This window comes from Bacillus amyloliquefaciens DSM 7 = ATCC 23350, from assembly GCF_000196735.1.
GTDB lineage: Bacteria > Bacillota > Bacilli > Bacillales > Bacillaceae > Bacillus > Bacillus amyloliquefaciens.
This window is the reverse complement of record NC_014551.1, coordinates 3263226-3275289: the sequence shown is the minus strand read 5'-3', so window position 1 is coordinate 3275289 and position 12064 is coordinate 3263226. Positions and strand designations below refer to the sequence as shown.

Below are 12064 nucleotides of genomic sequence, written 5' to 3'. Positions count from 1 at the left end.
GCAAAAAAGGGGTTATGAGCATGAAAATTGTGACACCAAAACCATTTACATTTAAAGGCGGAGACAAAGCGGTGCTTCTGCTGCACGGATTTACGGGAAATACGGCAGATGTCAGAATGCTTGGCCGCTACTTGAATGAGCGCGGCTACACTTGCCACGCGCCTCAATATAAAGGGCACGGCGTTCCGCCGGAAGAGCTGGTACATACGGGACCAAAAGATTGGTGGAAAGACGTCATGGACGGTTATGAGTATTTACGGTCTGAAGGCTATGAAAACATTGCGGCCTGCGGACTGTCGCTTGGCGGGGTTTTTTCATTGAAATTGGGTTACACTGTACCCATAAAGGGAATTGTACCTATGTGTGCGCCAATGCACATTAAAAGTGAAGAGGTTATGTACGAAGGAGTTCTCTCCTACGCGCGCAATTATAAGAAATTCGAAGGAAAACAGCCGGAGCAGATTGAAAAAGAAATGAAGGAGTTTGAAAAAACGCCGATGAATACGCTCAAATCGCTTCAGGAGCTGATTGCCGATGTGCGCAAAAACGTCGACATGATCTATTCCCCGACATTTGTGGTTCAGGCACGGCATGACCATATGATTAATACAGAAAGTGCAAACATCATTTACAACGAGGTGGAAACGGACGACAAACAGCTGAAATGGTATGAAGAGTCAGGACATGTCATTACGCTGGACAAAGAACGGGACCTCGTTCATCAGGATGTGTACGAATTTTTAGAGAAACTCGATTGGTAACAAACAGGAGGTCGGATAATGGAAAAAGAAGCGTTTATGGACCGTCTTCTCTCGTTCATGAAGGAAGAGGCGTACAAGCCCCTTACCGTTCAGGAACTTGAGGAGATGCTGAACATCACGGAAGCCGAAGAATTTAAAGAGCTGGTAAAAGCGCTGGTGGCGCTCGAGGAGACGGGTCAGATCGTCCGCACCAGAAGCAACCGCTACGGGCTTCCGGAAAAAATGAATTTAGTAAAAGGAAAAATTTCCGCGCATGCCAAGGGCTTCGCGTTTCTGCTGCCGGAAGATACCTCATTAAGCGACGTGTTTATTCCGCCGAATGAGCTGAATACGGCCATGAACGGCGATATCGTCATGGTGCGGCTCAACTCCCAGTCAAGCGGATCGAGACAGGAAGGCACTGTCATCCGAATTCTGGAAAGAAGCATAGACCGCGTCGTGGGCACATACACAGAAACGAAAAGCTTCGGCTTTGTCATTCCGGATGATAAAAAAATCACGAGCGATATTTTTATTCCGAAACATGCCAATAACGGCGCTGCGGAAGGCCATAAAGTCGTCGTGAAACTGACAAGCTATCCTGAAGGCAGAATGAACGCCGAAGGAGAAATCGTTGAAATACTCGGCCATAAAAATGACCCGGGCATTGATATTTTATCAATCATCCATAAGCACGGCCTGCCGGGAGACTTTCCGGCCGAAGCGATGGAGCAGGCAACAAGTACGCCCGACACCATCGATGAAAAAGACATAAAAGACCGCCGTGATCTCCGTGATCAGGTCATTGTCACCATTGACGGCGCGGATGCGAAGGATCTCGATGACGCCGTCACCGTGACAAAGCTTGATAACGGCAGCTACAAGCTCGGCGTCCATATTGCCGACGTCAGCCATTACGTCACGGAGAATTCCCCGATTGATAAAGAAGCGCTGGAAAGAGGGACAAGCGTGTACTTGGTAGACCGGGTCATCCCGATGATCCCGCACAGGCTGTCTAACGGAATCTGTTCTTTAAATCCGAAGGTCGACCGCCTGACGCTTTCCTGCGAAATGACAATCAACCAGCAGGGACAGGTGACGGAGCACGAGATCTTCCAAAGCGTCATCAAAACGACGGAAAGAATGACCTATTCAGATGTCAACCGAATCCTCACAGAAGACGACGCTGAGCTGAAAGAAAGATATGAGCCGCTCGTCCCGATGTTTAAAGACATGGAACGCCTGGCGGAAATTCTCCGGGCGAAACGGATGAACCGCGGCGCCGTGGATTTTGATTTTAAAGAAGCGAAGGTGCTCGTCGATGAGGAAGGCGCCGTAAAGGACGTCGTCATCAGAGAACGCTCAGTAGCCGAAAAGCTGATTGAGGAATTCATGCTTGTCGCAAACGAAACGGTGGCCGAACACTTCCATTGGATGAACGTGCCGTTTATTTACCGGATTCACGAAGAGCCGAACGCTGAAAAACTGCAAAAGTTCCTGGAGTTCGTCACGACATTCGGTTATATCGTCAAAGGGACAGCCGGAGACATTCATCCGCGCGCATTGCAAAGCATTCTTGACGAAGTCCGGGACCGTCCGGAAGAAACAGTGATCTCAACAGTCATGCTCCGTTCCATGAAGCAGGCGAAATACGACCCGCAAAGCTTGGGCCATTTCGGGCTGGCGACTGAATTTTATACACACTTCACATCGCCGATCCGCCGTTATCCTGACTTAATCGTTCACAGACTGATCAGAACGTATTTGATCAACGGACAATCGGACGAAGCAACTCAAGAAAAATGGGCCGAACGCCTCCCGGAAATCGCTGACCATACGTCAACGATGGAACGGCGCGCCGTTGACGCAGAGCGGGAAACGGACGATCTGAAAAAAGCGGAATATATGCTTGATAAAATCGGCGAGGAGTTTGACGGCATGATCAGTTCCGTCACGAATTTCGGAATGTTCGTCGAGCTGCCGAATACGATTGAAGGGCTTGTGCACGTCAGCTTTATGACGGATGATTATTACCGTTTTGATGAACAGCATTTCGCCATGATCGGCGAACGCACGGGCAACGTTTACCGGATCGGGGATGAAATCACGGTCAAGGTCGTGGACGTCAATAAAGATGAGAGAAACATCGACTTTGAAATTGTCGGCATGAAAGGCACCCGCCGTCCGAGAGAAACAACAGGCGACCGCAGAAAACGCGGCAGACCGGCGCGGAAACGTGTATTAAACAGCTATACCCCGGCTTCACCGCCGAAATCGGAGGAAAAAGGGGAATGGTTTACAAAACCGAAGAAGAAAAAGAAAAAACGCGGTTTCCAAAACGCGCCGAAACAAAAACGCAAAAAGAAGAAGTAAATGCGAAAAGCAAATGGGGCAAAATGCTCTGTTTGCTTTCTTTCGCAAGCCGCATTTTCATTGTCGCGGAACGCTCCATTTGCTAAAATAAAGCGTATCGCACACAGAACGGTTTTTGCGGAGAGAGGAGGATAAGGCATGCCAAAAGGATCAGGCAAAGTATTATCACAAAACAAAAAAGCAAATCATGATTACTTTATAGAAGAAACCTATGAAACAGGCATCGTGCTGCAGGGGACGGAGATTAAGTCCATCCGCGCCGGCCGCGTGAACATGAAGGATTCCTTTGCGAAAATCGAGCGCGGCGAAGTGTTCCTCCACAATATGCACATCAGCCCGTACGAGCAGGGAAACCGCTATAACCACGACCCGCTCCGGACGAGAAAGCTTTTGATGCACCGGAAAGAAATCAATAAGCTGATCGGCCTGACTAAAGAGAAGGGCTATTCCCTCGTGCCACTGAAGCTGTACTTGAAAAACGGCTTTGCCAAAGTATTAATCGGCCTCGGTAAAGGGAAGAAAACATACGATAAACGCGAAGATTTAAAACGAAAAGACGCTAAAAGAGAAATCGAAAGAGCGTTCAGAGACAGACAAAAAGGCTTCTGATGCGTGAGCCTTGATGTGATGACTGCCCTATGCTATACTGTTCACACATCAGATTCACAGGCTGTTTATTGAAGTAATTCCCAATTGAATTTGTCTGTGGTCATGATATAATAACAGTACAGCCAGTTGCGCAAGAGCTTGATAGATCTCCCGTATACCCTTAACAAGGGGACGTTACGGATTCGACAGGGATGGATCGAGCTTGAGCTGCGAGCCGAGAGGCGATCTCGTTAACACGCACCTAAATATAACTGGCAAAACTAAAAGTTTTAACCAAAACTTAGCACTAGCTGCCTAATAAACGCAGCGAGCTCTTCCTGACATTGCCTATGTGTCCGTGAAGAGCACATCTAAGTAGGCTACGCTTGCGTTCCCGTCTGAGAACGTAAGAAGAGACTGACAGACTAGCTCTCGGAAGGCCCGCCCGCAGGCACGAAGACGAGTGAAACACGAAATATGCAGGCTACGCTCGTAGACGCTTAAGTAATCGATGTTTCTGGACGTGGGTTCGACTCCCACCGTCTCCATACATAACACAAAAACCGCAGTGCCGTCATATGACCGCACTGCGGTTTTTTCATGCTGAAATAAAGGAGCAATTGATATGAAAGTTATCATAGACGGAAAAGATGTTACAAGTATAGAAGTTTTACACCGAATCTTAAAAGATGAATTAGATTTCCCGGACTATTATGGTGAAAATCTGAATGCCTTATGGGATTGTCTGACAGGCTGGATAGAATTTCCACTGACTTTGGTGTGGAAGAATTTTGAGACCAGTCAGAAGGAATTGGGTTCGGATGCTGATGATGTATTAAGGATATTAAAAAAGGCTCAGGAAGAGTTAGATGGTGAATTTTTCATTCAAATTGAGCAGCCGTCAGCCGGGACAACGGACAGGCACTAAAAAGTGCGTACTTCCCCTCATCCATTTTTCTATCCGATAATAGGGACGGAAGGTTTCAGGCTTTCGATTTCTGACCATATATAAGAAGAACTTGTGATAGGGAGGAATGGATGATGGATTTGCAGTTGAAAGGGAAGACGGCGCTTGTGACGGGATCGACGTCAGGCATCGGGAAGGCGATTGCGGCTTCTCTGATTGCGGAAGGTGCGGCGGTGATCATTAACGGCCGCCGTGAAGAAAAGGTAAACGAAACAATTCGGGAATTAGAGAAACAGACGCCGGATGCCCGTCTCTACCCGGCCGCCTTCGATTTAGGCACGGCGGAAGGATGCGGCGAGATTTTTCAGCAGTATCCTGATGTGGATATTCTCGTGAACAATTTAGGAATCTTTGAACCCGCGGAATATTTTGATATTCCTGACGAGGAGTGGCTCCGGTTTTTCGAGGTGAATATCATGAGCGGCGTGCGGCTGACACGCCGGTATGCAAAGCGGATGATTGAACGGAAGGAAGGGCGGGTGATTTTTATCGCGAGTGAAGCGGCCGTCATGCCTTCTCAGGAAATGGCCCATTACAGCGCCACGAAAACGACGCAGCTGTCGCTGTCACGCAGTCTGGCCGAGCTCACGGAAGGGACGAATGTGACGGTGAATACGGTCATGCCGGGCTCCACGAAAACAGAGGGCGTCGAAACGATGCTGGAGTCGCTTTATCCCGGTGAAAACCTGACAGTGGCTGAAGCGGAGAGACGATTTATGAAGGAAAATCGTCCGACGTCGATCATTCAGCGATTGATCCGTCCGGAGGAGATCGCCCATTTTGTCGCCTTTTTAAGCAGCCCGCTGTCGTCAGCCATTAACGGATCTGCTTTGCGGATCGACGGCGGCTTAGTGCGGAGCATTATATAAGATGAATATACAAAAACCCCCGCAAAGTGGCGGGGGTTTTTTAATGCGGATCACGTTGAAACCGGCTGATGATCCTGCTGATTAAATCTTTTGTGGCGGAGTCAAAATGCTCTTCTTTTTGGTTTGTCAACAGCCCGACCGGCGGTGAAATCGTTAAGTTACGGATCGGAATGACCTTCGTGCCTCCGATCGGCTCTGAGTGCGCCGTCGCCGTAAAGATCGAGACGCCGATATTTTCCCTGACATAATATTGGTGAGCCATGCTGCTGGTCAGCTCCATTTTTCGATAGCGGCTGCCGATGGCCCGCTGCAGGTGCTGTTCAATTTGAATCCGGATCGGGCAGTTGGCGGGCGTGAAAATCAGGCATTCATTTTCTAAGTCTTCGAGATTGATACTTGTTTTGGCTGCAAGGGGATGTCTGTCGGACACGATGACATTGAGCGAGTCATGGAAAAACGGATCGAAGTAATTTTCCAGAATCAGCTCCGGCTCGCCGCATACTGCAAAATCAATGGTACCCTCCAGCAGTTTGCGGCTGCATGTATTGGCGTCGTCCACGCTGACATTGACCGACATGTCCGGATAATCATTTAAGAAACCCCGCAGCACGGCAGGGAAGATCAGGCTTGCCGTCGGTTCGGATATGCCGATCTGAATAAGGCCGGCCTGGCCCTGTCTGATATCGGCCAGAGTATGGTCAAGCACCTCATACTGTGCGAGAAGCTGCCCGGCCCGCTCATGAAACAGCCGTCCCGCTCTTGTCAGTTTCAGCTTCTTTCCCCGTTCAAAAAGCTGCGCGCCTACATCCTGCTCCAGCTGTTTAATCCGCATTGAAATCGTCGGCTGTGAATAGTTCAGAATTTCGGCGGCCTTATAAAAGCTGCCTGACTGTACGATGGTATGAAACGTTTTAATGGTGCGTAATTCCAACGAAATCCCCTCCCGGCTGTTCATTAATTTTCTTGAACTTTCCCTTTAATTTTTTTGATTAGTCAAACAAATCAGTTTGCTTTATAGTATAAACAATCAAAGCTCAGTAAACAAATTGGAATTATATATATTTGCGGGGGAGAGTGAACGGAATGAGTGAAGACATATTTCGATTGGCTGAGAAAAAGGATGCGCCCGAGTTTTTAGAACTGCTGTACAGCGCGTTTCAGCCGATCCGCAATTTGGAGATTGACTGGCCGTCGGCGCGGGCTGACCTTGATATGGTAACAGAAAATATTGAAAATCATTCAGCCGTCGTGCTGGAACGGGACGGACGGCTTCTTTCAACCATTACGATCCGTTTTCCGTGGGAGAGTGACACACCTCCGTCAAAATATCCGTTTGTCTGGTGGTTTGCGACGCTTCCTGAGCTGAAGGGGCAGGGCATCGGCAGCAAACTTTTGACTTATGTGGAGGAACACGTGCTGCGGGATACGCTGAAGGCCCCGGCCATCACGCTCGGCACCTCGGCGCGCAAGCATCCCTGGCTATTGGATATGTACAGACGGAGGGGCTATGAAGTGTATTTTGAGCAGGAGAAAGACGGAGACATCGGGGTCATGATGAGAAAGGTGCTCATACCGGAGCGGTTTGACGCGTCGCTGTTAGGCACACCGACCTGGGCGCAATAATGAAAAAGCGGATCAGAGCCGGCTGTCTGCTTCTGCTGCTCGGCGCGCTGGCCGGGTGCGGACAAGGAGAAAGCACGAAAGCGGGGAGCGGCGTGCAGACCGTCATTGTCGGCACGGGAACTGATTTTCCGAACATTGCTTTTATGGATGAAAAAGGCGAACTGACCGGCTATGACATTGAAGTGATGAAAGCCATTGATAAACAGCTGCCGCAATACAAATTTGTCTTTAAGACGATGGATTTTTCGAATCTGCTCACAAGTCTCGGAAACCGGAAAATTGACGTGATCGCGCACAATATGGCGAAAAACAAGGAACGGGAGAAACGCTTTTTGTATCACAAAATCCCGTATAACTACTCGCCGATGTACATCACGGTGAAGGCGGATAATGCCGCGATACACACGCTCCGGGATTTAAAAGGAAAAACCGTCATCGTCGGCGCGACGTCAAACGCGGCGGATTATATGACGGCATACAACAAAGCCCACGGCAGCCCGATACATTTGAAATACGCCGGGCAGGGCAGCAATGATACAGCGAACCAAATTGAGACAGGACGCGCTGACGCCACCGTATCTACGCCGTTTGCCGTCGATTTTCAAAATAAGACGCACGCGTTCAAACAAAAGACGGTCGGTGATGTGCTGCTGGATACAGAAGTGTATTTTATGTTCAATAAAAACAGCCAAACCCTGGCGGACGATACGGATCGGGCGATTCAAAAGCTTGAGAAGGACGGTACATTGAAAAGGCTGAGTGAAAAATGGCTCGGCGCGGATTATTCAAAATCAAGTTTCACGAAATAATTGAAGCAGAAAACGGGGCGATCACATGAAAATAAAACTGGCGGTCATGTCATTAACAATTGCCGCAATGGCGGCGTTATCAGCCTGCGGCGCGGGCGGAGAGGCGGCATCAGGCAATCAGAAAAACGTGAAGAACATCACGGTCGGCACTGGAACTCAATTTCCGAATATTTGCTTTATTGATGATAAAGGAAAATTGACGGGCTATGATGTTGAGCTGGTGAAAGAGCTTGACAGGCGCCTGCCGGACTATCGTTTCACTTTTAAAACGATGGATTTCTCCAATTTGCTTGTCAGCCTCGGCCAGCATAAAGTCGATATCGTGGCTCATCAAATGGAGAAAAGCGCCGAACGGGAGAAAAAGTTTCTGTTCAATCAAGTCGCGTATAACAACTTCCCGCTGAAAATCACGGTGCTCCAAGAGAACGGGAACATTCACGGCATTGATGACTTGAAAGGAAAGCGGGTCATTACGAGTCCGACGTCAAACGGCGCGCTTGTGCTGAAGAAATGGAATGAAAAACACGGCAGTCCGTTTGAAATCGCCTATGCCGGCCAAGGTTCAAACGATGCGGCCAACCAGCTGAAATCCGGCCGCGCCGATGCAACGATTTCCACGCCGTTTGCTGTCGATTTCCAAAACAAAACGAGCACGGTCAAAGAAAAAACGGTCGGCGGGGTGCTGTCAAATGCCAAAGTGTTCTTTATGTTTAACAAAAATGAGCAAACGCTGAGTGATGACATTGATAAAGCGCTCAAGGAAATCATTGATGACGGCACGCTCAAAAAGCTGAGTGAAAAGTGGCTCGGCGCGGATTATTCAAAGGAGCAATATTAAGTGAAAAAGAGAGGGATCGGCAATGGAAAAAGCGTTTGATATCAGTATGATCGAATCCTTTGTGCCGACATTGCTCGGGTATTTGCCCATCACGCTGTATATATTGGCGGTGTCTTTGCTGTTCGGCTTTCTATTGGGGCTGCTTTTGGCCCTGCCCCGCATCTATCGCATTCCCGTGCTGAATCAGATCGCGAAGCTGTATATCTCTTTTTTCAGAGGAACGCCCATTATGGTGCAGTTGTTTATTGTATTTTACGGCATTCCGGCGCTCACGGCGCTCGCCGGAATTGACACTTCCAAAATGGACCCTTTGTATGCGGCCATCGCCACGTACGTGCTGAGCAGCGCGGCTAGAGCGGCGGAAATCATCAGGGGAGGTGTGAACAGTGTCGACCGCGGACAGGCGGAGGCGGCGTTCAGCATCGGGCTGAACGGGGTGCAGACATTCCGGCGCATCATTCTGCCGCAGGCGCTCGTGCAGGCTTTTCCTAACATCGGGAATATGGTGATCGGTTTTTTAAAAGATACGTCACTCGCTTTTTCAATCGGAGTGATGGATATGTCGGGCAGAGGTCAGACATTGATAACGTCGAGCAATCATTCTCTTGAAGTGTATATCTCGCTTTCTGTTTTGTATTACGCGGCCGCCCTTTTATTTGAATGTGTCTTCAGATGGTGTGAAAAACGAATCAAGAAAGATGAGACGCGCCTTGTGACGGTTTTTGACATGAGCGCGCACAGCTGAAAAGGAGGGAGAACATTGGAGCTGGACATTCCGTTTATCGGCACTGCGATAAAACAAATGATGAAAACCGTTCCGCTTACACTGGCAATGACGGTCATTCCGATTATTGCCGGATTTTTCATAGCTCTCGGCAATATCACGGTGCGTATATTCCGCATCAAATGGCTGCTTGCCTTCTCAGCGTTTTACGTGTCTTTTTTTCGAAGCACCCCGGCGATTCTCCATATTATGCTGATTTATTTAGGCGTTCCGCTGATTGCCGATCATTTCAGCCGCACCTTTCATCTCGGCTGGTCGGCCAATCAGATTCCGGTCGCCGTGTTTGTCATCATGGCACTGTCATTAACGGCAGGCGCCTATATGACGGAAATTCTCCGATCAGGGATCATGGCCGTCGATACGGGGCAGGCGGAAGCGGCTTATTCAATCGGCCTGACACGGGGCCAGATGATTCGGCGCGTGATTCTGCCGCAGGCGTTCATGATATCACTGCCGAATTTCACCAACATAGGCATCGGTTTTTTGCATACCACTTCAATCGCGGCAATCGTTGCAGTGCCTGAAATTACAGGAACGGCGACGATTGCGGCATCCGATAACTATGCGTTTTTGGAAGCATTTATCGGGGCGGCCGTCATCTATTGGGGATTAACGCTGATTCTCGAGGCCGTAAACACTTTGGCGGAAAAAAGAGCGGCCAGATATCAAGGAGGCGCAGTATGATCGAAATCCGAAACATTCAGAAACACTTTGGCAGTCATCACGTGCTAAAAGGGATCAATTTAAGTGTCCGGAAAGGGGAAGTCGTGACCATCATCGGTCCGAGCGGCTCGGGGAAAACAACGTTTCTGCGCTGCCTTAATTTACTTGAGCGGCCGGATGAGGGCGCCATTTCCGTACATGGTGAAGTCATTAACTGCAAAAAGCCGGCCAAAAAAGACATTCTTAGATTGAGGAAACAGACGGCGATGGTTTTTCAGCAATATCATTTGTTTTCGCATAAAACGGCAATTCAAAAAGTCATGGAAGGCCTGACGGTCGCAAGGAAAATGAAAAAAACAGATGCGTACGCCATTGCGGAGCGTGAACTGGCCAAGGTGGGGCTTCAGGACAAATTGCACGCCTATCCGAATCAGCTGTCGGGAGGCCAAAAGCAGCGGGTCGGAATTGCCAGGGCGCTTGCCATTCATCCTGATGTGATGCTGTTTGATGAACCGACCGCAGCCCTCGATCCGGAGCTTGTCGGCGAAGTGCTTGAGGTGATGCTTAACATTGTGCGGACCCGCGCCACCATGATCATTGTTACTCATGAAATGGAATTCGCCAGAAGAGTGTCCGACCAAATTGTGTTTATGGAAGAAGGAGCAATCGTGGAACAAGGAACGCCTGAAGAGGTCTTTTACAAGACGAAAAAAGAAAGAACGAAGAAGTTCCTCCGCCGCGTTCTTCCTGATTACGGTTATGACATAAAAGAACACATAAAGGAGCCTGTCGTATGATTCGTTTAAGCATTTTAGACCAAAGTGTCACCGCGGAAAACCAAACCGCAGAAGAAGCTTTGCGGCAAACGGTGAGATTGGCTCAAGAGGCCGAACAATACGGATATGACCGTTTCTGGGCGGCGGAGCATCATAACAATGAAGAGATAGCGGGATCAGCACCGGAAATTGTCCTGGGGTATCTGGCCTCCAGTACGAAAAAAATCCGCCTCGCATCCGGCGGGGTGATGCTGCAGCATTACAGCCCTTATAAAGTGGCGGAGCAGTTCCGGGTTTTGTCCGCCCTTGCCCCCGGCCGTATAGCGCTCGGTGTCGGCAAAGCGCCCGGCGGATTTCAGCTGTCAACCGATGCGCTGCAGCGCGAGCTTATTCAGCCCGCCCGTTTATTTGAAGAAAAGCTTGAGGAGCTGACTCATTTCATCCGCAATGATTTTCCGGACTCGCATCGCTACGCGTCATTGCGGCCGGCTCCGCATACTGAGTATGCGCCTGACATCTTTTTGCTCGGCGGCAGCACAGAAAGCGCGATCACAGCGGCCAAACTCGGCATTTCCTTCGTTTTCGCCTATTTCATAAACGGTGAAGACGCTGCGTTAGAAAAAGCGCGCCAAGCCTTTGACGAACATCTGCCGAAAGGGGCAAAAGCGGAATTCCACCTTGCGCCGATGGTCTTTACCGCGCATACAAAAGCGGAAGCGGAAAAACACGTCGTATCGCGTGAATCGGTCAAAATCATTCTCGAAGACGGCAAAAAGGTGAATGTCGCTTCCCGAAAACAAGCGGATGCGTTTCTTGAACAAGTTACGCAGCCATATAAGCTGATCACACAAAAGACGGGTGTGATTGCCGGGACAAAACAAGAGATCGCTTCCGAGCTGAGACGGTTATCGGTTCAATACAGCATTACCGATTTTGTGATTTTGTCGCCTATCAAAAATGCTGAAGAAAAACGGCTGTCTTATCGGCTGTTAAGTGAAGCGGTGCAGCCGGCCGCACAATTACAGGAGGGATGA

The 12064-nt window shown here is 49.3% G+C and carries 13 protein-coding genes and 1 other RNA gene; 13 read left to right on the top strand and 1 reads right to left on the bottom strand.

Features of this window, described 5'->3' with window-relative positions; translation table 11 throughout:
• Positions 1–20 precede the first annotated feature (20 nt).
• From BAMF_RS36900 to BAMF_RS36880, 6 genes are all read left to right on the top strand, one after another.
• Positions 21–761 (top strand): alpha/beta hydrolase, encoded by a 741-nt coding sequence (locus BAMF_RS36900; protein ID WP_013353626.1) that lies wholly within the window; start codon positions 21–23, stop codon positions 759–761.
• Between the two features lie 18 nt (positions 762–779).
• Positions 780–3113: a ribonuclease R gene (gene rnr, locus BAMF_RS36895; protein WP_013353625.1), complete on the top strand. Its 2334-nt coding sequence runs from the start codon at positions 780–782 to the stop codon at positions 3111–3113.
• A 138-nt stretch (positions 3114–3251) separates the two neighbouring features.
• Entirely contained in the window at positions 3252–3722 is a 471-nt protein-coding gene (gene smpB / locus BAMF_RS36890) for an SsrA-binding protein (RefSeq protein ID WP_003151688.1), read from the top strand.
• A gap of 167 nt (positions 3723–3889) precedes the next feature.
• Positions 3890–4252, top strand: a transfer-messenger RNA (tmRNA) gene (gene ssrA / locus BAMF_RS40985).
• A gap of 74 nt (positions 4253–4326) precedes the next feature.
• The gene (locus BAMF_RS36885) at positions 4327–4629 is read left to right on the top strand and encodes a barstar family protein (RefSeq protein ID WP_013353624.1); all 303 of its coding nucleotides are present in this window, start codon (positions 4327–4329) and stop codon (positions 4627–4629) included.
• 113 nt (positions 4630–4742) lie between these two features.
• The gene (locus tag BAMF_RS36880) at positions 4743–5537 is read left to right on the top strand and encodes an SDR family NAD(P)-dependent oxidoreductase (protein ID WP_041481675.1); all 795 of its coding nucleotides are present in this window, start codon (positions 4743–4745) and stop codon (positions 5535–5537) included.
• A gap of 40 nt (positions 5538–5577) precedes the next feature.
• Here the strand turns inward: BAMF_RS36880 and BAMF_RS36875 are convergent, their stop codons facing one another.
• On the bottom strand, positions 5578–6468 hold the full coding sequence (locus BAMF_RS36875; RefSeq protein ID WP_013353622.1) for a LysR family transcriptional regulator: 891 nt from the start codon (positions 6466–6468) through the stop codon (positions 5578–5580).
• Positions 6469–6620: 152 nt separating this feature from the next.
• On the opposite strand from BAMF_RS36875, the gene BAMF_RS36870 reads away from it, so the two are divergent.
• From BAMF_RS36870 to BAMF_RS36840, 7 genes are read left to right on the top strand one after another with little or no spacing between them, the layout of a single operon-like run.
• Complete coding sequence (locus BAMF_RS36870) at positions 6621–7160, top strand: GNAT family N-acetyltransferase (RefSeq protein ID WP_013353621.1); 540 nt, start codon at positions 6621–6623, stop codon at positions 7158–7160.
• Positions 7160–7969, top strand: a complete 810-nt coding sequence (locus tag BAMF_RS36865; RefSeq protein ID WP_013353620.1) for an amino acid ABC transporter substrate-binding protein — start codon at positions 7160–7162, stop codon at positions 7967–7969. Before BAMF_RS36870 ends, BAMF_RS36865 begins: the two co-directional genes overlap by 1 nt.
• Positions 7970–7994: 25 nt before the next feature.
• Positions 7995–8807 (top strand): amino acid ABC transporter substrate-binding protein, encoded by an 813-nt coding sequence (locus tag BAMF_RS36860; RefSeq protein WP_013353619.1) that lies wholly within the window; start codon positions 7995–7997, stop codon positions 8805–8807.
• 22 nt (positions 8808–8829) lie between these two features.
• On the top strand, positions 8830–9552 hold the full coding sequence (locus BAMF_RS36855) for an amino acid ABC transporter permease (protein WP_013353618.1): 723 nt from the start codon (positions 8830–8832) through the stop codon (positions 9550–9552).
• Positions 9553–9567: 15 nt separating this feature from the next.
• The gene (locus tag BAMF_RS36850; protein ID WP_013353617.1) at positions 9568–10275 is read left to right on the top strand and encodes an amino acid ABC transporter permease; all 708 of its coding nucleotides are present in this window, start codon (positions 9568–9570) and stop codon (positions 10273–10275) included.
• Positions 10272–11051 (top strand): amino acid ABC transporter ATP-binding protein, encoded by a 780-nt coding sequence (locus tag BAMF_RS36845; RefSeq protein ID WP_013353616.1) that lies wholly within the window; start codon positions 10272–10274, stop codon positions 11049–11051. The genes BAMF_RS36850 and BAMF_RS36845 overlap by 4 nt, the downstream gene beginning before the upstream one ends.
• Entirely contained in the window at positions 11048–12064 is a 1017-nt protein-coding gene (locus tag BAMF_RS36840; protein ID WP_013353615.1) for an LLM class flavin-dependent oxidoreductase, read from the top strand. Before BAMF_RS36845 ends, BAMF_RS36840 begins: the two co-directional genes overlap by 4 nt.

Excerpts from the sequence above, each read along its gene's own strand:
- BAMF_RS36900 (WP_013353626.1), top strand. The coding sequence starts at position 21 with ATGAAAATTGTGACACCAAAACCATTTACATTTAAAGGCGGAGACAAA.
- rnr (WP_013353625.1), top strand. The coding sequence starts at position 780 with ATGGAAAAAGAAGCGTTTATGGACCGTCTTCTCTCGTTCATGAAGGAA.
- smpB (WP_003151688.1), top strand. The coding sequence starts at position 3,252 with ATGCCAAAAGGATCAGGCAAAGTATTATCACAAAACAAAAAAGCAAAT.
- BAMF_RS36885 (WP_013353624.1), top strand. The coding sequence starts at position 4,327 with ATGAAAGTTATCATAGACGGAAAAGATGTTACAAGTATAGAAGTTTTA.
- BAMF_RS36880 (WP_041481675.1), top strand. The coding sequence starts at position 4,743 with ATGGATTTGCAGTTGAAAGGGAAGACGGCGCTTGTGACGGGATCGACG.
- BAMF_RS36870 (WP_013353621.1), top strand. The coding sequence starts at position 6,621 with ATGAGTGAAGACATATTTCGATTGGCTGAGAAAAAGGATGCGCCCGAG.
- BAMF_RS36865 (WP_013353620.1), top strand. The coding sequence starts at position 7,160 with ATGAAAAAGCGGATCAGAGCCGGCTGTCTGCTTCTGCTGCTCGGCGCG.
- BAMF_RS36860 (WP_013353619.1), top strand. The coding sequence starts at position 7,995 with ATGAAAATAAAACTGGCGGTCATGTCATTAACAATTGCCGCAATGGCG.
- BAMF_RS36855 (WP_013353618.1), top strand. The coding sequence starts at position 8,830 with ATGGAAAAAGCGTTTGATATCAGTATGATCGAATCCTTTGTGCCGACA.
- BAMF_RS36845 (WP_013353616.1), top strand. The coding sequence starts at position 10,272 with ATGATCGAAATCCGAAACATTCAGAAACACTTTGGCAGTCATCACGTG.
- BAMF_RS36840 (WP_013353615.1), top strand. The coding sequence starts at position 11,048 with ATGATTCGTTTAAGCATTTTAGACCAAAGTGTCACCGCGGAAAACCAA.